Annotated in this window: 22 protein-coding genes; all 22 read right to left on the bottom strand. The window is 33.7% G+C overall.

Annotation, left to right across the window (positions count from 1 at the left end; genetic code table 11):
- Positions 1-10 precede the first annotated feature (10 nt).
- The 22 genes from yqeH to MHB47_RS06280 all read right to left on the bottom strand — a co-directional run bounded on the left by yqeH (position 11) and on the right by MHB47_RS06280 (position 22,380).
- Positions 11-1,111, bottom strand: coding sequence for a ribosome biogenesis GTPase YqeH (yqeH, locus tag MHB47_RS06385; protein WP_002507453.1), 1,101 nt, complete (start codon positions 1,109-1,111; stop codon positions 11-13).
- Positions 1,112-1,639 carry a YqeG family HAD IIIA-type phosphatase gene (locus MHB47_RS06380; protein ID WP_002507452.1) on the bottom strand — a complete coding sequence of 176 codons (528 nt, stop codon included), beginning with the start codon at positions 1,637-1,639 and terminating at the stop codon, positions 1,112-1,114.
- 17 nt (positions 1,640-1,656) lie between these two features.
- Entirely contained in the window at positions 1,657-2,343 is a 687-nt protein-coding gene (gene mtnN / locus MHB47_RS06375) for a 5'-methylthioadenosine/S-adenosylhomocysteine nucleosidase (protein WP_340755733.1), read from the bottom strand.
- Between the two features lie 230 nt (positions 2,344-2,573).
- Positions 2,574-3,806: an NRAMP family divalent metal transporter gene (locus MHB47_RS06370; RefSeq protein WP_021339140.1), complete on the bottom strand. Its 1,233-nt coding sequence runs from the start codon at positions 3,804-3,806 to the stop codon at positions 2,574-2,576.
- A gap of 3 nt (positions 3,807-3,809) precedes the next feature.
- Entirely contained in the window at positions 3,810-4,568 is a 759-nt protein-coding gene (gene pxpA, locus MHB47_RS06365) for a 5-oxoprolinase subunit PxpA (RefSeq protein WP_002512464.1), read from the bottom strand.
- The gene (locus MHB47_RS06360) at positions 4,568-5,926 is read right to left on the bottom strand and encodes an acetyl-CoA carboxylase biotin carboxylase subunit (protein WP_031265963.1); all 1,359 of its coding nucleotides are present in this window, start codon (positions 5,924-5,926) and stop codon (positions 4,568-4,570) included. The genes pxpA and MHB47_RS06360 overlap by 1 nt, the downstream gene beginning before the upstream one ends.
- Before the next feature lie 22 nt (positions 5,927-5,948).
- Complete coding sequence (locus MHB47_RS06355; protein ID WP_064782876.1) at positions 5,949-6,401, bottom strand: acetyl-CoA carboxylase biotin carboxyl carrier protein; 453 nt, start codon at positions 6,399-6,401, stop codon at positions 5,949-5,951.
- Entirely contained in the window at positions 6,398-7,408 is a 1,011-nt protein-coding gene (locus tag MHB47_RS06350) for a 5-oxoprolinase subunit C family protein (RefSeq protein WP_340755730.1), read from the bottom strand. Before MHB47_RS06350 ends, MHB47_RS06355 begins: the two co-directional genes overlap by 4 nt.
- A gap of 1 nt (position 7,409) precedes the next feature.
- On the bottom strand, positions 7,410-8,132 hold the full coding sequence (gene pxpB, locus MHB47_RS06345) for a 5-oxoprolinase subunit PxpB (protein ID WP_340755729.1): 723 nt from the start codon (positions 8,130-8,132) through the stop codon (positions 7,410-7,412).
- 291 nt (positions 8,133-8,423) lie between these two features.
- Complete coding sequence (greA, locus tag MHB47_RS06340) at positions 8,424-8,900, bottom strand: transcription elongation factor GreA (protein WP_002512467.1); 477 nt, start codon at positions 8,898-8,900, stop codon at positions 8,424-8,426.
- A 27-nt stretch (positions 8,901-8,927) separates the two neighbouring features.
- The gene (gene udk, locus MHB47_RS06335) at positions 8,928-9,551 is read right to left on the bottom strand and encodes a uridine kinase (RefSeq protein WP_002507444.1); all 624 of its coding nucleotides are present in this window, start codon (positions 9,549-9,551) and stop codon (positions 8,928-8,930) included.
- Positions 9,551-10,819: a peptidase U32 family protein gene (locus tag MHB47_RS06330; RefSeq protein ID WP_422066980.1), complete on the bottom strand. Its 1,269-nt coding sequence runs from the start codon at positions 10,817-10,819 to the stop codon at positions 9,551-9,553. The genes udk and MHB47_RS06330 overlap by 1 nt, the downstream gene beginning before the upstream one ends.
- A gap of 13 nt (positions 10,820-10,832) precedes the next feature.
- Complete coding sequence (locus MHB47_RS06325; RefSeq protein WP_021339133.1) at positions 10,833-11,756, bottom strand: peptidase U32 family protein; 924 nt, start codon at positions 11,754-11,756, stop codon at positions 10,833-10,835.
- Positions 11,753-12,394, bottom strand: a complete 642-nt coding sequence (locus MHB47_RS06320; protein ID WP_107518332.1) for an O-methyltransferase — start codon at positions 12,392-12,394, stop codon at positions 11,753-11,755. Before MHB47_RS06320 ends, MHB47_RS06325 begins: the two co-directional genes overlap by 4 nt.
- A gap of 445 nt (positions 12,395-12,839) precedes the next feature.
- Positions 12,840-13,172, bottom strand: coding sequence for a DUF1292 domain-containing protein (locus tag MHB47_RS06315; protein WP_002507440.1), 333 nt, complete (start codon positions 13,170-13,172; stop codon positions 12,840-12,842).
- Between the two features lie 16 nt (positions 13,173-13,188).
- Positions 13,189-13,617 (bottom strand): Holliday junction resolvase RuvX, encoded by a 429-nt coding sequence (gene ruvX / locus MHB47_RS06310; RefSeq protein WP_002507439.1) that lies wholly within the window; start codon positions 13,615-13,617, stop codon positions 13,189-13,191.
- A gap of 3 nt (positions 13,618-13,620) precedes the next feature.
- Positions 13,621-13,881 carry an IreB family regulatory phosphoprotein gene (locus MHB47_RS06305; RefSeq protein ID WP_002507438.1) on the bottom strand — a complete coding sequence of 87 codons (261 nt, stop codon included), beginning with the start codon at positions 13,879-13,881 and terminating at the stop codon, positions 13,621-13,623.
- A gap of 69 nt (positions 13,882-13,950) precedes the next feature.
- Complete coding sequence (gene alaS / locus MHB47_RS06300; RefSeq protein WP_340755726.1) at positions 13,951-16,581, bottom strand: alanine--tRNA ligase; 2,631 nt, start codon at positions 16,579-16,581, stop codon at positions 13,951-13,953.
- 353 nt (positions 16,582-16,934) lie between these two features.
- Positions 16,935-19,331 carry an SF1B family DNA helicase RecD2 gene (recD2, locus tag MHB47_RS06295; protein ID WP_340755724.1) on the bottom strand — a complete coding sequence of 799 codons (2,397 nt, stop codon included), beginning with the start codon at positions 19,329-19,331 and terminating at the stop codon, positions 16,935-16,937.
- A 3-nt stretch (positions 19,332-19,334) separates the two neighbouring features.
- Positions 19,335-20,000, bottom strand: a complete 666-nt coding sequence (locus MHB47_RS06290; protein ID WP_002507435.1) for a tetratricopeptide repeat protein — start codon at positions 19,998-20,000, stop codon at positions 19,335-19,337.
- Between the two features lie 124 nt (positions 20,001-20,124).
- A complete protein-coding gene (gene mnmA / locus MHB47_RS06285; protein ID WP_021339128.1) occupies positions 20,125-21,237 on the bottom strand; it encodes a tRNA 2-thiouridine(34) synthase MnmA in 1,113 nt (370 codons plus the stop codon).
- Positions 21,238-22,380, bottom strand: coding sequence for a cysteine desulfurase family protein (locus MHB47_RS06280; RefSeq protein WP_340755721.1), 1,143 nt, complete (start codon positions 22,378-22,380; stop codon positions 21,238-21,240). It abuts the gene before it with no gap.
- Between the last annotated feature and the right edge of the window lie 57 nt (positions 22,381-22,437).

Genomic DNA, 22,437 nt, shown 5'->3' with positions numbered 1-22,437 from the left:
TAAACACACCTTACATTATTGAATTTCTTAACACAACATCTACATTTTTAGGTACACGAACTATAACTTTGGCACCTTCATCAATCGTGATAAAACCTAATCCAGAAATCATCACATCTCGCTTCTCTTTACCTGTTTCTAATCTTACTGCTTTAACATTTTGTAAATCAAAATTATCAGGATTATGAGGTGGTGACAATAATGCACCTAACTGATTTTTCCACAATTCATTGGCATTTTCAGTTTTAGTTCTATGAATATTGAGTTCGTTTGAAAAATGACATACTAATGAACGTCTGCCACCACTAACATAGTCAATACGCGCTATCCCACCAAAGAATAAAGTTTGACCTTCATTCAATTGATATACACGTTGCTTAACTTCTTTTTTAGGCATAATCGTTTTAAGTTCATCGTCCGTTACCACATGTGTCATTTGATGTTCTTGAATCACGCCTGGAGTATCAAACATAAATGATGTATCATCTAACGGTATGTCAATCATGTCTAGCGTTGTTCCTGGGAATCTAGATGTAGTAACAACATCTTTTTCACCAACACTGCGTTCAATTAATTTATTTATAAGCGTAGATTTACCAACATTTGTAGTTCCTACAATATAAACATTGTCGTTATTACGTAATGTGTTAATAGATGCTAATAAATCATCTATTCCTTCATTTTTTTCTGCAGATATCAATACAACATCTTCAGTTTCTAAACCATATTTTCTTGCTGTTTTCTTCAACCATTCTTTAACTCGACGTTTATTAATCTGTTTAGGCAATAAATCTAACTTATTGGCTACTAAAATGATTTTTTTATTACCTACAATACGTTTGATTGCATTAATGAAAGATCCTTCAAAATCAAAGACATCTACAACATTTACTACAATTCCTTTTTCATCTGCTAAACCGTTCAATAAATTTAAAAAGTCTTCACTATCTAAACCAACATCTTGAACTTCATTGTAATTTTTTAGTCTAAAGCATCTTTTACATATGACATCTTCACGATGTAAATTATGTTCTGGCACATAGCCTGCCGCATCTGGATCTTCAGATTGAAGTGGCGCACCGCATCCGATACATTTTAAAATTTCAGTCAATCAATTTTCCTCCCATTTGATATAGCCTTTTTTTCTAAAGTGTTGTAATAATCTTCGCTCTATCATTCGGTTGAATTTCGTAATAAAACCATCCGTTTGTTTCACGGGTACCACCATAATTGTGAAGAGGCCACGTCTATTACCTCCAAATACATCTGTAAGCATTTGGTCACCAATCACAACAATTTCAGCAGGTTTTAAGTGCATTAATTGTGCGGCTTGATTAAAAGCACGACCTCTTGGTTTTTTTGCTTTGAAAATATAATCAACATTCAATGATTTTGAAAAACTACCAACACGTTTTTCATTATTATTAGAAACAATCGTAATTGTGATACCTAATGCATTTGCTTTCTCAAACCATTGTTTTACTGCTGCAGTCGGGTCTGCTTCGTCCCATCCTACAAGTGTATTATCTAAATCTGTAATAATTCCTTTCACGCCAGATGCTGCTAGTTTATCAATATCTATTTGAAAAACGGACTGCACATATTCATTTGGCATAAAATAGCTTTTTATTATACCCATTATTTATTTTCACCTTTTTATATAGTTTTAATTAAACGCTCAACAATTTCACTAGAAGATACTGCTGCTTTTTCTAAAAATACATCGAACGTAATACCAGCATCGCCGTCAGCTAAATCTGAAATTGCACGCGTAATTATGAATGGCAAATTAAATTGATAGCAGGTTTGTGCAATTGCAGTAGCTTCCATTTCTGCAGCCATTGCTTGTGGGAAGTTCGTTTTAATCGTCGTACGTTGCTCAGTTGTACCAATAAAGCTATCTCCACTCACAATTAACCCAGTTTTAGCTACAAGTTGTTGTTCATTTATTGCATCTGTTGCCTTTTTAATTAAATGCTCATCAGCAATAAATTGTGCTGGCATTTGCGGTATTTGTCCTAACTGATAACCAAACGCTCTTGCATCTGCATCATGATAAGCAACCATATCACTGACAACAACATCACCAACATTTAATGTTTTGTCTAAAGCTCCTGCAGAGCCTGTATTAATAATTACATCAGGTTTAAATTTCTCAATTAATAATGTCGTAGAAATTGCAACATTCACTTTACCAATACCACTTTGTGTAAGTACTATCTCTTTATCATGTAGACGACCTTTATAGAATATTACATGCGCAATTTTTATTTCTTCTAATGTTTCAAGTTTATCTTTTAAGATTGCTACTTCTTCTTCCATAGCACCTATAATACCTATCATTATAATTCACCTCATATTAAAATCCTAGCCTTAGTTATTCTACCACATTTATGTTCAGAGCTCGATCATTGTTCAACTTTTTATATTAAATTCTATATGTTATTTTCCCTATTTTTAAGTTAGTAATATTAATTTTTTTATACATTTGAATTCTTTATTTTTTTCCATATAAAAACTCTGAACAATACATTAGCAGTATGTATCGTTCAGAGTATTAAAATATTGATATATTAACTACCAAATAAACCTGATAAGCTTTGTAGAGAGAATAATGCTGCAGCAATTGTAACTATTACTGCCAATATACCAAAGAGTAACATCCACGTTGGATGATGATAATCTCCGACAATTGATTTTCGCTTACTAGCTATTAAAATCGTACCTAACGTAATGGGTAGAATAAAACCGTTAAGTGCACCAGCAACAATTAATAAAGTGACTGGTTGACCTATGAATAAAAATACTAGTGAAGAAACAACAATAAAACTAATTACGATTATATTGGTTTTATTGTATATCGATTTATGTAGTGTTTTTAAAAATGTCGCACTCGTATAAGCAGAACCAATTACAGATGACATTGCAGCTGCGAATAATACGACACCAAAGATACTACGTCCAACTGGTCCAAGTACATGTTCAAAGACTGAAGCTGGTGGGTTTTCTGAACTTAAAGTAACACCTGTAACAACTACACCCAGTACCGCTAAGAATAATAAAGCTCTTAAAACGCCGGTAGTCAATATGCCAGAGATTGCGGCTTTGTTAATAAATGGTAAATATTCTTTGCCTTTAATTCCAGAGTCTAAAATTCTATGCGCCCCTGCAAAAGTAATATAACCACCAACTGTACCACCTACCAAAGTAATAATCGGTAATACAAGCGCCAATGGTTGTTCTGGCATAACTAAATGTTTAGCCGCTTCTGCATATGGCGGATTGGCTTTGAACATTACGAATGCTATGACTACAATCATGAGCATACCTAAACACATTGTGACAAAGTCCATAATCTTTTGACCACTTTTACTAATAAAGATACCGATCGCTAGAACTGCTGTAATCGCAGCACCAATCTTCACATCTAAACCGAAAATAGCATTTAAACCAAGCCCAGCGCCTGCTATATTACCAATATTGAAAGCTAATCCTCCAATGGCTATCAGTATTGAAATAATTGTACCTAGCCCATTGAATATCTCATTTGCTACTTCTTGACCACGTTTACCGGTAACTACTAATACTCTCCAAATATTTATTTGCGCTCCAATATCTATAATAATAGATAATAGAATAGCAAATGCGAAACTTGAAGTAAATTGTGCAGTAAATACTGCGGTTTGAGTTAAAAATGCTGGTCCTATAGCAGATGTTGCCATTAAAAATACCGAACCTAATAATAACCTTTTATGGTTTTTTGTGAACTCAAAACCTTTTTCTTCAGAACTTAATCTTTCTTTCATAGGTTAGCCCCCTAGACTTTTTATAGAAACGCCTTCTTTCGTTAATCTTTCTCTAATTTGTGTTACAAACTCGAGAGCATGTGCACCATCTCCATGCACACAAATTGTATCAGCTTCTATGCTGATGGTCTTTTGGCTTTTTGCGACAACGGTTTGCGATTTCACCATGTTAACTACTTGCTCAATTGCTTCATTTGTATCCGTAATTAGTGCATCGTGTTCTTTCCTACTTACAAGTTGGCCATCGTCTTCGTAACGTCTATCTGCAAAGACTTCTGAAGCTGTTGTTAAACCAACTAATTTAGCTTCAGAAATTAATGACGTGTTAGATAATCCCACATATATTAGGGTCTTGTCAATATCAAATACTGCTTGTGCGATTGCACGAGCTATATCTTTATTTCTAGCTCCCATTTGATAAAGGGCACCATGCGGTTTTACGTGATTAATCTTCACGTTATGAATTTTACAAAATCCACTTAATGCGCCAATTTGATAAACAACAATATCATAAATTTCATTTGGTGATAAATCCATATTTCTACGTCCAAATCCTTGTAAATCTGGCAATCCTGGATGAGCACCGATTCCTACACCATGTGCTTTGGCTAATTTAATTGTTTCATTCATTACATGTTGGTCACCCGCGTGAAAACCACAAGCAATATTTGCTGAAGTAATTAGTGGGATGATTTGTTCATCCCCTCCAAATGAGTAATTACCGAATGCTTCACCGAGATCACAATTTAAGTCTACTTGCATTAAGATACCCCCTTGATAATTTGATGTCTATCTAAAAATTTTATATCTACTTCTTTTGCATCTCCATCTGCATACAATGGATATGATAATACTGCGTATAAAAAGTCAGCAGTTGTTGTAAAACCGTCTATCACCATTTCATCTAAAGTGACTTTTAATTTATTGATTGCACGTTGTCTGTCGGGTGCTTTTACAATCACTTTTGCTACTAAAGAATCATAGTAAGGAGAAACAGTATAACCTTGGTAAAGTAAACTATCTACACGTACGTTAAATCCTTGTGGTAAGTGTAATGCTTCTACTTTACCTGGTGAAGGTTGGAATTGTCGTTCTGGGTTCTCTGCATTAATTCGTGCTTCGATTACATGTCCATCAAAAACTATATCTTCCTGTGTAAAAGGCAATTCACCATTTATCATCAAGTATAGTTGAGCTTGTAGTAAATCCCTATTCGCTCTCATTTCAGTCACCGTATGTTCTACTTGAATACGCGCATTCATTTCAATGAAATAATATGCTTCGTCTGTTACTAAAAATTCGATTGTGCCTGCACTTCTATAATTAGAAGCATTTGCGACTTTGACAGCATCAGTACACATTGCATTTCTAGTCTCTTCTGTTATTGCTGCACATGGTGATTCTTCAATTAATTTTTGGTTTTTTCTTTGTACAGAACAATCTCTTTCCCCTAAATGTATGTAATTATTCTTACCATCACCAATGACTTGAACTTCTACATGTTTCGCTACGGGAATGAACGATTCAACATAAATACGATCATCACCAAAATACTTTTCTCCCTCACTCTTGGCTTCTTTAAAAGCTTTAGCTAATTCACCAACTGTTTTAACAATTCTAATACCTTTACCACCGCCACCGCTAGCAGCTTTTAAAACTAGAGGGAAACCAATATCTTTTGATATTTTCTTCACTTCTTCAATTGACTCCACAGCATTCGTAGAACCAGGAATAATTGGCACGCCCGCATCATCAACTGTTTGACGAGCGGTGATTTTATCACCCATCATTTCCATCGTCAATTGTGTTGGGCCAATGAAATCAATATTATTTTCTTCTACTTTTTGTGCAAAAGAAGTACTCTCTGATAAAAAGCCATACCCTGGATGTATTGCAGTAGCGCCACTGATTTTGGCGGCGCTAATAATTCGATCTTGATTCAAATAACTCTCTAGTGGATTTGCCTCACCTATGCAAATAGCTTGATCAGCTAAACTCACATGTAAACTCGTTTCATCCCCTAATGCATATATAGCTACTGTTTCAACATCCATCTCTCTACATGCTCGGATAATTCTAACAGCTATCTCTCCTCTGTTTGCTATTAAACAACGATACACAGCAAACGCCCCTTTCTTTCACTTATTTTATTTTAATAATCGTCTGATTATATTCGACATTCTCACCATGTGCTACTACGATTTCCTCCACTACACCATCTATGTCACTTTTCACTTCATTCATTACTTTCATCGCTTCAATAAAACCAATCGTATCACCTTTATTTATTTCATCACCAACACGAATGATTGGCTCAGTAAGCTCCTTTTCATCTTGTTGGAAGAACGTACCTACCATTGGTGATTTAACTTCTTTAAAGTTGTCATGCTCCTTTGTTTGGCCGTCCGCTACACTTTGATTTTGATTGAATGCTTGGTTGGCTAAAGTTTGTGAACTATGATCGGAAGAAAATGAATGTAATTTATTGTCATTAAAATCTATAGATATTTCACTTTTGCTATCTTTGTATTCAAATTTTTTAACTTCGTTTTCTTTTACTAATTTTATTAATTGCTCGATTTTTTCAAGATTCATTTTAATTCCCCTTTTAATAATTTTTTGATACGTGAAGCCGTTGGTCTGAATTGCGCCGTATTATAAATAGGTGTATCGATTGTATTTTCTAATACTTTCTTGAAATCTAATTCTTGTTGTTTTAATTTATTTGTTGCTTCTTCAATCGTTGTCCATTCAAAATGTAGCACGTCCCCCGGTTGTTTCTGTGCTAAAATATGTAAATCTGAAGCACATACAGTAGCAATTTTTGTATAACCACCAACTGTTTGTTTATCATTCAATAGAATAATTGGATTGCCATCGTTCGGAACTTGAATGCTACCTAAAGCTACTGGTTCAGAAATGATATCCGCAGAATCTATTGGTGAAATTATCTCACCTTGTAATCGATATCCCATGCGGTCTGATTTTTCTGAAATTTTAAAATCAACTGTTGTTAATTTATCTTGCGCATCTTGAGTGAATCGATTTATTTGTGGTCCTTCGATTATTTGAATTGTATCTTTATTAAATGATTCAGTATTTAATTCTAAACTGTATCCTATTTGGGAAAGGTATGTATCGTCTTGTTTACACAAAATTACATCGTATCCTTTTAAGGCACGTCCTTTATATCCTCCGATATGACTACGTGTATGCGTTGCATAACTACCAGCTACAATTGGGACATCTATCGGTTTACCAAACAAAATATAACCTCTTGCACCATTAACTACAGCACCTAGTTCCAATACATCCCCTTTTTTCACTGAAGTTACTGTTTGAACATCAATCACTTCATCATTTATCTTGGCTTTAAATTGCGCACCAGTGATAACAAAAGAATTATCTTCTAAAAATTGAAGTGTTGGCCCAATAATTGTGCATTCAATTGCAGGTCCATTATTTCCAATAAGTGTTTGACCTAATCTATATGCATATTGATCTAACACGCCTGCATTTGAAAAGCCTTGATTTTGAAAACCAATTCTACCTTGATCTTGTATTGTGCTAAATAGTCCAGGATTTAAAATTTTTATAGACATATTAAATTTTCACCCACTTTTCTATATCAAAATCGTCATATTGTTGTTCATCTAATATACGATGGTATGTTTCTTCTTCAATAGCATAAAATTTTATATAGTCTCCTGCGCCATATAAACACATAGGTTCTCTATGAATATCAAACACTCTAATAGGCGTACGTCCTATAATTTGCCAACCACCAGGCGATTGTTTTGGATAGAGACCTGTTTGATTATTAGCAATACCTACAGAACCTGCATGAATGCTTGTCCTCGGTTCTTGACGTCTTGGCGTATGTAATTGCGTATCTAATCCTCCTAAAAAAGGAAAGCCAGGCATAAAACCTAGCATATAAATTAAATAAGTATTTTCAGTATGTATTCGTATAACCTCTTTAGTAGTTAAATTATTATGCGATGCTACCTCTTGAATATCTTGTCCATAACTTCCACCATATAACACTGGTATATTAATTGTTTGTGTTGGTGTAGCTGTATGATTAAATTTTGTTATGTCCATTTGATTTAAATTAAGCGCTTTAATTATATAGGTTAAATCACTTTTAGTGATATCAATGGTTAACATAATTGCGCGATACGAAGAGACTACTTCAATAATCGCTGGATTGTTTTGTGCTTTAATATATTGTTCAACGCGTTGTACCTTTTGAAACGTATCAGGATCAATACGCTCTTCAAAATATATCATAATCGTTTGTTCATTAATTAATTTATAATTCAAAGATTATGCCCCCTTTATTACATTTACAATATAGTTTATCTTCAAATAAACTATATTGTGCACATGCTATTGATAGTATATCATTTATTTTAAAATTGTGTTTAATACAAAAAGTTATTACTAATAATAAGTAAACGTTTATTAAACAAAGTATATTAGTAAATAAAATGGCAATATTATTCTAAAACTTGATTCTTATCATTAAGTTAACAAAATGTTACCATCAAGTATATAATTACTTTTATATAGTGTAAAATCCCCTTAAACATATATATGTTTAAGGGGATTTTTTTATTTAATATTTTTAATAATAACGTTTATTTCGCCACCATTAGGTAACGGTACACGTACTTCTTCTTCTAATTTTTTACCAATTAAACTTTTAGCCATTGGTGATTCATTAGAAATTTTACCATTGAATGCATCAGATTCAGCCGAACCAACAATTTGGTATTCTTCTTCTTCTTCGCCTGGTAATTCAACAATTGTTACTGTTTTACCAATTTTAACTTCATTGTTATCACCAGTATCTTCGATAATCTGTGCATTACGTAACATATGTTCTACACGTTGAATATCTTGTTCGATAAATCCTTGTTCGTCTTTTGCAGCATCGTACTCTGAGTTCTCAGATAAGTCACCAAAAGAACGTGCTACTTTAATTTTTTCAACGACTTCTGGTCGTTTAACTGTTTTTAATTCTTCTAACTCATGTTCTAGCTTCTCAAAACCTTCTTGAGTCATTGGATATTGCTTTTGATTTTCCATTATGTCATCTTCCTTTACATATACATACTATTGTTTACTTACTAAAGTTTGAATCTTTGTCGTCATTATATCGATTGCTACTTTATTACTGCCACCTTCTGGAATAATAATATCTGCATATCTTTTAGTTGGCTCTATAAATTGATTATGCATTGGTCGCACCACATTTAAATACTGATTTATAACAGAATCCATAGTACGGCCTCTTTCTTCAGTATCTCGAAGTAACCGCCTTAAGATACGCAAATCAGCATCAGTATCAACATAAATTTTGACATCCATTAAATCTCTTAATGTTTTGTTTTCAAGCGCAAATATACCTTCCACGATAATAACATCTTTTGGCTTAAATGCAATCGTTTTATCACTTCTCGTATGATTTGAATAATCATACGTTGGAACTTCAATTTGTTTCCCATTTCTCAAATCATTTAAATTCTCGATTAACAAATCATTATCAAATGCAAATGGATGGTCATAATTGGTTTCCAAGCGTTCATCAAAAGTTAAATGCGATTGGTCTTTATAATAATAGTCTTGAGCCAATAGTGCAACACTATGACCTTCTAAATTCTTCATGATTTCATTTGTTACTGATGTTTTCCCCGATCCGGAGCCGCCTGCAATTCCTATAATTGTCGTACTATTCATTATCCAATTTCCTTTCTCATCATGTTGTTGGTATAAATTGGATGATCGACTTTGATTTGCACGATTTGCAATGGGTGGCGTGCAGCATCAAGTTCATTACCTTCTTCATCATAAATTGTATCCACAACTTGTCTAAATGTTTCAATTTCAGGGCCAAAAAATTCGATTTCTTGTCCAGGTTCAAATTTATTACGTTGTTGCACTGTGGCTATATGGGTAGAACTATCATAATCTAATACTAAACCACAAAAGTCAAATGATGCATTCTTTTTATTTTGTTGCCCAAACATTTGTTCTTCATAACCTGGCGTGCCTTCAATAAACGCCGAGGCCGTGTCTCTATTGGCACATTTATCTAATTCGATTAACCATTCTGGCTTGATTTTAAAATGTTCTGGATCCTCCGCATAAGCATCGATGACTTTGCGATACACAGAAACAACTGTTGCAATATAATGAATAGATTTCATACGTCCTTCAATTTTTAAAGAATCAACGCCAATATCCATCATTTTTGGTATAGCTTCGATTAGTTTTAAATCTTTAGGACTCATTGCAAATGGCGCAACTTCATCATCGTCATAGAACAAATCTAACTCGCCGTGTTGATCTACTTGTAACAAGTCATAATCCCAACGACAACTTTGACAACAACCACCCCTATTGGAATCACGCGCTGTCATATGATTGCTTAAAGTACATCTTCCTGAATAAGCAATACACATCGCACCATGTATAAAAGATTCGATTTCAATATCTACTTTTTCCTTCATCTCTTTCATTTCCATTGCTCCAGTTTCACGAGCTAATACCACTCGATCTAAGCCTTCTTCTTTCCAAAATTCAACGGCTTTATAATTTGAAAGAGATTGCTGTGTAGATAAATGTATCTCTAATTTAGGTGCCACACGTTTACATGTTTCAATAATAAGAGGGTCAGCAACGATAATGCCTGTTGCACCAGTTAAGGCTAAATTACGCAAATAATCATCTAATCCATTTATATTTTCATCATGCGCAATGATATTGGTAGTAACATAAATTTTAGCACCATAGCGTTGTGCAAATTCAACGCCTTCTTTAATTTCATCCATTGTAAAATTATCTGCATTTGATCTTAAACCGTATTCTTGTCCACCGAGGAACACAGCATCTGCTCCATAGTGTACTGCAATTTTTAATTTTTCTAAGTTACCAGCCGGAGCCAGAAGTTCAGGTTTATTCATTTTAGGTTTATTATGTAATTTAACTTCTTCTAAAACTTTCACTGTTAAACCTCCATCAATATACTGTTTGTTTAAATAAAAAGCCTTCGTCAAACGGACGATGTTCTGGTTGTATAGCTTCAATTGGGTCGACAAGCATAAATTTTTCATCTTCATAAACTTCAGGATCTTCGTTATATAAATCAATGGCTTCTCTATATTGTTCTGTACATACATTAATATAGGTTTCTGATTGTAATACACCATCTATTTTCAATGCATCTATACCTGCTGCTAAAAGTGGCTCTAACTCTTCAATTAGACATATATCATTAGGTGACATGATATGTGTACCATTATAATCCTCATACACCGGATATTTATTATCACGTTCTTCATCGTATAATAATAATTCATTTGCTTGTTTATTTCTTTCAATTTTCATTTGTCGTTCTTGAAATGTATAATAATTGCCTAATAGCATACGTTTAGATTGGAACATGCAAGTCATTCCATGCACTTGAACTTCAATCTCAACATCAGCATTTTCCTTAATATTAATAATCTCTTCTAAACTAAGCTCTCTAGCTAATTGAGCACGTTGAGCACCTTTTTTTCCCCAATAATTACATTGAAAATAATTGGTAACAAGTGCTTCAGCATCCCAATTTAATGGGATTGGATGTGCTTGTTCTTTTACAAACATAACCACCGCCGGGTCACCAAATATAATTCGGTCTACCTTAATTTCATGCAAAAAATTAATATAAGACGCTAATGCGTTCAGATGATAATTATGAAAAATGCCATTAACAGCAGCATAAGCTTTTTTACCTTGACTATGTATTAAATTCACAGCTTTTATCATGTCATCTTTATTAAATTCACCTGCAAGCCTTAAGCCGAATTTTTGTTCGCCAATTACAAAAGCATCAGCACCTTTTCCAATTAATGTTTCAATATGTGCAACAGATTTTGGTGTTACTAATAATTCTGTCATTTTGATTCCCCTTTAATTGAAATTGCCAAACCATCATCCATGTTTAAAAAATTAGTAGTATAATCCGTGTGGTTCATTAGCCATTCATTGTAATCTTGTACTTTCTTTACCATTTGTCGGACATTTCTATTACGAACGACAGAAATATCAGATACAAAACCGTGATAAAGTACGTTGTCAGTAACTACGATACCCCCCACTTTTAATAAAGGCGTATAAAGTTCAAAAAACTTTTTGGATTGTGCCTTCGCTGCATCAATAAATATCATATCATAGCTGCGATCATCCACATTTTCAACTTGCTCTAATGCATCGCCTTCAATTAATCTAATTTGGTTATAATATTGAAATAACTCAATATTTTCTTTCGCTTTATCTTGCATTTCTACATTACGTTCAATTGTAGTCACATTAATTTTTTTAGAAATAGAAGCAAATTGCATAGCGCTATAACCAATTGCAGTTCCAATTTCTAAAATATTAATAGGTTTATGTAATCTAATAATTTGTTTTATCATTTCTAAAGTGAGCTTATCAACGATGGGCACTTGATTTTCCTCTGCATAGGTTCTTAATGATTCAATATCTTTATCAGTTTGCTTATGCAAATTTAACAAATATAATTGATTATTATCCATTTTCATAACTTCCTTTGTTGTAAAATGATACTTTCGATTTAAATAATAAAATAAATCAGTCAGAATAAATTGACTGATTGTCTTTAATAAAAGTAATTGGTTACTCGCTTTTTATAAGGGTACACGTTCAAGTGTTGGTACAGAGATATATCATAAATATACATAACGTACGATTGAAATTAACTTTATATATTTTACCATAAACTAGCACAAAATATAAGTGTAAATTGTGCTTTGAAGCTGTGGTGAGCTTTATGTTGTGTTTACCAAAACGGAAGTCTCTGTTTAGAATATGAGCTGGACGGGGACTTATGCCAACGATATAAAAAACTGTCAACAAAACTTCACATGTTTGTTGACAGCAAGAAAGGATGATTTCTAGTGAAATCATCCTTTCGTTATTTATTAGTCCTATACGAGACTATATGTGGCTTTTATAGTTATTTTATTCGTGGTCGTGATCGTGGTCATGATCGTCCATTTCAGTATTAACTACTTCTTCAATCATATCCCACTCTTCATCTGTTTCAACAGGTAAGAATTTACCACCTTCACCATTTTCGTCTGGTTCGTTGATCATTGGTACTAATTCAATTAAATCTTCATCATCAGATTCAGCGCCTTCTTCAGCAAGAATGACATATTCTTTTTTGAATTCTGGGTGGAAAAATTCTAGGACTTTACGGTATAAAACTTCATTACCTTCTTCATCATATAGTGTTAATAATTCCTCTTCGTTGTTAATTTCTAATTCTGCATCTTTATTCTGTTCTGTCATTATTAAACGCTCCTTTTTATTGAATAGAGTCTAAATAGCCTTGCAATATAAAAACTGCTGCCATTTTGTCTATTACTTTTTTTCGTTTCTGTCTAGAAACATCTGCTTCCAGTAAAGAACGTTCTGCAGCCATGGTACTTAATCGTTCATCCCACATAATTATCTCTACAGATGGCAGTGCTTCTTGAAGTTGCTCCTTGTATTGTAACGAAGCCTCGCCTCGAAATCCAATAGAATTGTTCATATTTTTAGGTAAACCTATAACAACAGAGCCAACATTCTCTTTTTTTATAATTTTTACTAATTGTTCAATACCTAGTTCATTGTTTTCTTCGTCTATACGGAGTGTGTCTAATCCTTGGGCTGTCCAACCCATTAAATCACTTACTGCAATGCCTACAGTCTTACTTCCAACGTCTAAACCTAATATCTTATGCTTTAACATATATTATTTTGAATTCTCTTGTAAATAATTCGAAACAAGTTCTTCCATAATATCGTCACGATCTATGCGGCGTATTTGGTTTCTAGCCTCGTTATTACGAGGTATATAAGCTGGATCACCTGATAGTAAATAACCTACGATTTGATTTACAGGGTTATATCCTCTTTCTTCCAACGTATTATAGACATTTTTCAATACTGTTTTGACATCTTCTTTTGGAATTTCATCGTAATTAAACTTCATTGTTTTATCAAAATTTTCCATTCTTTTAGCACTCCTTCGTATCAAGTAAAAAAAGTTCTTATTTACATTCTACATTACTATGCATTGAAGTTATAGAGATTTAATGTAATCTTTAATGAAACGTAATGATTCTGTGATGTTTTCAGGTTGAGTACCTCCACCCTGAGCCATGTCAGGACGGCCTCCGCCTTTTCCACCTACAATAGGTGCCATGTTTTTAATAATATCTCCTGCTTTCACTTTAGCAGTTAATTCTTTTGGTACAGTGGCAACTAATGATACTTTTCCATCTACGTTACTTACTAATACGATTACTGTATCTTGTAATTTCGATTTAAAGTCATCCATCGTTTCACGAATTGCTTTGGCATTTGCAACTTCAACTTCTGTCGCTAAAACTTTCAAGCCATTTATATCTTCAACTTGGTCAGTGATATCACCCATTTTTAAGGCTGTAACTTCCTTGTTTTTTTGCTCTAATTGTTTTGTAAGTTCTTTTTCATCAGATTGCATTTGCACTATTTTTTCTAATACTTGCTCATCTGTTTTAACTTTAACTTGAGTCTTAACAGCATTAAATTTCTCTTGTACAGATTCTAAATATAGAAATGCTGATTTACTTGTAAATGCTTCGATACGACGCACGCCTGCACCTGTACCTGATTCACTAACAATTTTAAACAATCCAATTTCAGAAGTATTATTCACATGGATGCCACCACATAACTCAATAGAGTATGGTGCCATATTTACAACTCTTACTACATCACCATATTTTTCACCAAATAGTGCCATAGCACCTATTTGCTTAGCCTCATCTATTGGCATTTCTTGGATATTAACATCGATGCTATTCCAAATCTCTTCGTTAACACGTTGTTCAACACGATCAATCTCTGCCTGGCTCATAGGTCCGAAATGTGAGAAATCAAATCTTAAACGGTCTGCTTCAACCAATGAACCAGCTTGATTCACATGATCACCTAACACTTCTTTTAAAGCAGCATGTAATAAGTGTGTGGCACTATGGTTTTTCTTGATTGCACGGCGGTCTTCGTGATTCACGCTTGCAGAAACTTCAGCATCTTTTCTAACTGTTCCAAACTGAACTTCACCTGTATGTAAGTTCTGTCCATTCGGTGCTTTCGTTACTTCAGTCACGACAATTTCAAATTGTTCGTTACTGATTATGCCTTGGTCTGCAACTTGTCCACCACTTACAGCGTAGAAAGGTGTTTCACTTAATACAAAATGAATTGCTTCTCCAGCTTCAACTGTATCTACTAATTCTCCGTTATAGATAATATCAGTAATCGTTGTTGCTTTATCCATGATGTCGTAACCCACAAACTTACTTTCAGTAGTTATTTTTTTCAATACTTCACTTTGAATCTGCATAGATTGAGAACTTTGACGTGCTTGTCTTGCTCTATTCCTTTGTTGTTCCATTTCAATTTCAAAAGTCTGCATATCAACAGAAAGGTTTTCTTGTGTTGCGATTTCTTCAGTTAATTCAACTGGGAAACCATAAGTATCATATAATTTAAACGCATCTTTACCATTGATTTCCTGAGTTGAATCTTTAGCTTTTGCAACTAAATTATTTAATATTGCAAGCCCTTCTTCTAAAGTTTCGTGGAAACGTTCTTCCTCTGATTTAATAACACGTTTAATAAAATCTGATTTTTCTTTTACGTTTGGATAATAAGGTTCCATAATATCCGCAACGATATCAACCAACTGATACATAAATGGTTCATTAATTTCTAGAGATTGACTGAATCTTACAGCACGTCGTAACAATCTACGCAATACATAACCTCTGCCTTCATTAGCAGGTAAAGCACCGTCAGCAATGGCAAATGCAATTGTACGTATATGATCAGAAATTACTTTAAAGGCAACATCATACGTATCTTTTTCTAAGTATTTTTTGCCAGAAACTGCTTCAACTTCATGAATAATAGGCATAAATAAGTCAGTTTCATAATTTGTACGTACATTTTGGGCGATAGAAGCCATTCTTTCTAGACCCATGCCAGTATCAATATTTTGGTTTGGTAATGGTGTATAAGTGTGATCTTTATTATGATTAAACTCGCTAAACACTAAATTCCACACTTCTAAAAAGCGTTCATTTTCTCCACCTGGATACATTTCTTCTTCAGGATCATCATGACCAAATTGATCACCACGGTCATAGAATATTTCAGTGTTGGGACCAGAAGGACCTTCACCTATATCCCAGAAATTACCTTCAATTCGGATAATTCTACTTTCTTCTAATCCCATTTCTTCATTCCAGATTCTATATGCATCCACATCTTCAGGATGAACTGTGACATAAAGTAATTTCGGATCCATTGCCATCCATTTCTCACTTGTTAAAAATTCCCATGCAAATTGGATTGCTTCTTTTTTAAAATAATCGCCAATTGAGAAGTTTCCTAACATTTCAAAGAACGTATGGTGTCGTGCAGTAAAGCCTACGTTTTCAATGTCATTGGTACGAATCGCTTTTTGTGAATTCACGATACGAGGTTTTCTCGGTGTTTCTCTACCATCAAAATATTTTTTCAATGTCGCAACACCAGAGTTAATCCATAGTAAAGAATCATCATCAATAGGCACTAACGGCGCTGAAGGTTCAACCATGTGCCCCTGTTCAACGAAATAATCAATAAAACTTTGTCTAATTTCACTAGCTTTTAAGTTTTTCATCCTTAAAATTCCTCCATCTCAAATCAAGTTATAACAGTTATAAGAAAAAATTGGAAATAAAAAACGCCCATCCTCATAAAAGGGACGAACGTTTCGCGGTACCACCCTGGTTATAAGCATTAGTAAATCTATTTCTATCTAAATTTTAAAGATTTACATATCAGACGATAGTTATTCTTAAAATTTACTAACTCACACTTATCACTTAATTAGTTATTATTTATACTGACATAAAGCAGCGTTCAACTGTATTATCTGTACTTTCCACCAACCAGTACATCTCTTGTTGTCTAACACAGTCTACTCACCTTTATGCTAAGTTAATTATATTGTATTTACTTTCGTTACTAATGTCAATCTTCTACAAAGTCATATGGTGAAATGTCTCCCATGTTGATCATAGGGTTAATTTTAAAGATATTATCTTCAGTCAATATGATATCTGCATCAATTGTTTTACTGATTGCAATACTATCTTCAGCATCTTCAGTTACTTCGTTATTGAAATAACTTTTCAGAAATGTACATAATTGTGTCATTCTCACTTGACCGTGTGTTTTCAATCCAATATCAAATGCTTGTGGGTCACCTAAAAATATAAGTGACTGCTTCGCTCGAGTAAGCCCTGTATATAAAATAGGTTTTTGTAACATTCTAAAATATTGCTTGACCATTGGCATGATGACTATAGGAAACTCAGAACCCTGAGACTTATGAATAGATGTGCAATATGCATGTGTTAATTCTAATAAATCTTTTCGAACAAACGTTATTTCATTACCCTCAAAATCAACGACAAGTATGTCTTTATTTAATGCATTTTCTTTCGCCCAAAATATACCTACGATTACACCGATATCACCATTAAAAATATTATCGCTTGGTCGGTTCACAAGTTGTAAAACCTTATCTCCTTTTCTAAAAACAACATCACCAAACTCAATTTCTCGAGTATCTTTGTCTTTAGGGTTCAATATATCTTGCAAGACCGTATTTAGTTTTTTAATACCTGCGGAACCTTTATACATAGGTGCTAATACCTGAATATCACTCATGTCATATCCTTTATTTACTGCACTTGTCACTACTTTTTCAACTACTGTGGGTATTTGTTCAGTCGTACATTTGATAAAGTTACGATCATGGAAACGCTGTGTAATATCAATTGCTTCGCCCAATTTCATTCTATGTGCCAACTCAATAATACTAGAACCGTCTTGTTGGCGGTATACTTCAGTTAAATTGACACGGGGAATAACTTTTGAATCGATTAAATCTTTAAACACTTGTCCAGGACCAACAGATGGTAATTGATCTTCATCACCTACTAATATAACTTGTGCGTCTATAGGTACTGCACTCAAAAATTGATGAAAAAGCCATGTATCAACCATCGACATCTCATCTATAATAATAAGTTTTGCAGATATTTCATTTTCTAATATATCTTCAGGTTGTGTATCTTGATTCCAACCAATGAGCCGATGTATCGTCATTGCTTCTAATCCTGTAGATTCTGCAAGCCGCTTTGATGCTCTGCCGGTAGGTGCCGCAAGCACAACTGGGTAATCGTCATTTTGGTAATCATCATAGTCTAACGATAAACCATGAATCTCTGCATATAGCTCTACGATACCTTTGATTACTGTCGTTTTACCAGTACCTGGACCACCAGTTAGTAGCATGATTTTAGTATTAATTGCAGTTTGTAACGCATCTCTTTGTGAATCGGCATATGTTACTTCATTACGGTTCTCTATTTCACCAATTTCAAGCAATAATTCTGATTGCTCAATTTCTTTTAATTTATTTGTATGCGTAAAATTGCGATATAAGTTTTGAACACTTTTCAACTCTGAATAATACAAACTTGGTATAGCAACTTCATTTTCTTGTTGGATTAATTTCGTATCATTTACTAAATCTTGCAATACATTTATAAGTTGCTGTGCATCAATCATTTCTGCTGGTGGTTGAGACAACATATCTTGTGTCATTTCCATAACATTATTTGTAGGTAAATATGTATGACCTTGTTTAATACATTCTTCTTCTAAAACATATAACAAACCAGCTTTCAGACGTTCATCATCATTAAATTGAATTCCCACGTTACGTGCTAAAGTATCTGCTTTATTAAAACCGATTCCTTTTACATCATAAACCAATTGGTATGGTGTATTTTCAACAACTTTAAGTGTCTCACCTAAATAGGCTTGGTATATTGCCATAGCAAGCTTCGGACCAAAACCTAAGTCGTGAAGTCGTATAATGATTTGTTCTGTTTCTTGATTACTGGCGATTTGTTCTGCGATTTGCTTTTGTTTCTTTTTTGGTAGACTCGGTACTTTTTCTAAAATAGCAGGATCATTTAATATATCACTAATGGCATTCTCGCCTAACTTATTTACAATACTTTGTGCAGTTTTTTTACCAATACCTTTAAAAAGATCGCTGGATAAATAACTAATGATTGCTTCTTTTGTTTGCGGCAACTCTTTTTCAAACGTTTCAGCTTTGAGTTGCTTACCATATTTAGAATGTGTTACAACTTGGCCTTTAAACGTATAGACATCACCTTCAGCAATTTCCGGGAAAAACCCTACAATTGTAGGCATTGAATCGAAATCTTCATTTGTTTCAATTGTATCTACCTTTAAAACCGTATAAAAATTTTCTTTATTTTGAAATAAAATAGCATCCACGGTTCCTTTAATCATTGAATTGTTAAATAATGTAGGGTCTTCCATTAGTTATTCCTCCTCTGCTATAGATTTAAAAGTTTTGATTGCGTGTTGACTCATCACATGTTCTGGATTTGCTTCAACTGCACGTTCGAAAATTTGAATTGCTTGTGTTGTATCTTCAGTTTGCATATAAGTGGCTAAGCCTAGATTATATAAAGCATCTGAATGCTTCTCATCTAAAGTTAATACATAGTTCAATTGAGTGATTGCTTGTTCAAACATTTCTAAATGACATAATACAAGACCATATTGAAATTGAACTTCTACGTCTTTACGGTCATCTTTTTCAGCGGCAGTCATTAGGAACGGCAATGCCTCTTTAAATGCCTCTAGTTGATTAAATGACATACCAATCATATAATTGGTATCCACTAAATCTACATTGTATTTTAGAGCTTGCTGATATAGTTTGATTGCTTCACTAAATCGTCCTTCATTATAATATACATTACCTAAATTATAATAAATCGCACCATTTTCTGGATCGAGCGTTATTGCTTTTTGAAAAAACTTTTCAGCCTTTTCAACTTCACCCGCTTCGGCTATTAAAATACCTGCATTTATATAGTTTTCAACTTCTTTGGGATTTTCTTCAATATTTGCAAATAATGCTGTTAACGCTTCTTCAATATTACCTTGTTTAATTAATTTATATATTTGTTCTTGATCCAATTTAAACCCTCATTTCTGACTATTCATTATAACATTTGCTCATCTTTTTTAAATCATATTTCAGAAAAAGAAATCGTTAGTTACTATAATATATAGCTTACTAACGATTTCTAAGTAAAATGTATTATACGACGTAACTTAATTGACCTGATTCTTTAAAGACATCATCAATTGTAGCGCCACCCAAACATACATCACCATCGTAAAGGACGACAGATTGACCCGGTGTGATTGCTCGAACTGGTTCAGCAAATGAAACGCGAATTGCATTATCATTTTCTTTTTTAACAAATACTTTAGTATCTTTTTGACGATATCTAAATTTAGCAGAACATTCAAAGCCTTCTTCTAAATCAACTGTATTCACAAATGAAATATCAGAAGCAATTAAATAGTCACTGTATAATGCATCATGATGAAAACCTTGTTCTACATATAATACGTTGTCATCTAGATTTTTACCAACTACAAACCATGGATCTCCATCTCCGCCAATACCAAGGCCATGACGTTGACCAATTGTATAATACATTAAACCTGCATGTGTACCGATTTTATCTCCTGTTAGTGTAACCATATCGCCAGATTGAGCTGGTAGATATTGTGATAGAAATTCTTTGAAATTACGTTCTCCTATAAAACAAATACCTGTAGAATCTTTCTTTTTAGCAGTTGCTAAATCTTGTTCTTCAGCAATGCGACGTACTTCTGATTTTTCAATATCCCCTATTGGGAACATAACGCGAGATAATTGATCTTGTGATAATTGATTTAAGAAATAAGTTTGGTCTTTATTATTATCGACACCACGTAACATTTCGACATGACCATCTTCATGACGTCTTACGCGTGCGTAATGACCAGTTGCAACGTAATCTGCACCTAGTTTTAATGCATGCTCTAAGAAAGCTTTAAATTTAATTTCTTTATTACACATTACATCTGGATTAGGCGTGCGTCCTTTTTTATATTCATCTAAGAAATAAGTAAACACTTTATCCCAATATTCTTTTTCGAAATTAACTGCGTAATAAGGTATACCGATTTGATTGCAGACGGCAATTACATCATTATAATCTTCTGTAGCCGTACATACCCCATTCTCATCAGTATCATCCCAATTTTTCATGAATATACCTATGACATCGTAACCTTGTTCTTTTAATATGTGTGCCGTTACAGAACTGTCTACGCCACCTGACATACCGACTACCACACGTGTATCTTGATTTGACAACTATATTTCCTCCTTAAATTTATGATAAATTTTGTGTATTTCTGCAGTTATATATTTAATTTCTTGTTCAGTCGTTTGTTCATTAAAACTAAATCTTACAGAGTGTTTTGCACGTTCTTCATTGCCATACATTGCTACTAAAACGTGCGATGGTGTCGTTGTTCCTGCTGTACATGCAGAACCTGACGAGACATATATATTAGATAAATCCAATAAGGTAAGCATCGTTTCTACATCAACGAAAGGCAAATATAAATTAACGATATGCCCTGTTGAATCTGTCATAGAACCATTCAATTCAAATGGAACTGAGCGCTCTTGTAATGTAACAAGAAATTGGTTTTTCAAATTCATTAAATGAACATTATTATCGTTTATATGATTATTCGCTAAAGTTAAAGCTTCAGCTAACCCTACAATTTGTGGGAGATTTTCTGTGCCTGCTCTTCGTTTTGCTTCTTGTTCCCCACCTAATTGTGGAAATTGTAATTTTGTATCATCTTTGACTAATAAAGTCCCCACACCTTTGGGACCTCCAAATTTATGTGCGGTGATACTCATCGCATCAATGTTAAATTCATGGAAATCTATTTCCAAGTGCCCTATCGCTTGAACTGCATCAACGTGAAACAAAGCGTTAGATTCAGCAATGATATCGTCAATATCATACATAGGTTCGACTGTTCCTATTTCGTTATTAACAAACATGATTGACACTAAAATTGTTTCGTCCGTGAGTGCTGCTTTTAATTGGTCAAGTTGTATTAAGCCTTCGTGATCCACATCTAAATATGTTACTTCAAAGCCTTCTTTTTCGAGTTGTTCAAAAACATGGAGTACAGAGTGATGTTCAATTTTAGATGTAATGATGTGTTTACCTTTATGTTGACGTTCGTACACAATACCCTTTATTGCAGTATTATTAGATTCAGTAGCGCCACTCGTGAATATAACTTCACTTGGCTTAGCATTAAATATCTTCGCTACCGTTCTGCGCGATTCATCGAGATATTTTCTTGCGTCTCTTCCCATACTATGAATAGAAGACGGATTACCATAATGAACGCTATAAACATCCATCATCTTATCTATAACTGCTTGTTTGACTGGTGTTGTTGCAGCATAATCTGCATATACTTCCATGTTTGACACTCCTAACAATTTTATCAATGTTCCAATGATAGCACCATCTAATCAAAT

The organism is Staphylococcus sp. FSL K6-3157, assembly GCF_038005145.1.
Lineage (GTDB): Bacteria > Bacillota > Bacilli > Staphylococcales > Staphylococcaceae > Staphylococcus > Staphylococcus equorum.
This window is presented reverse-complemented; position numbering and strand designations above follow the sequence as displayed.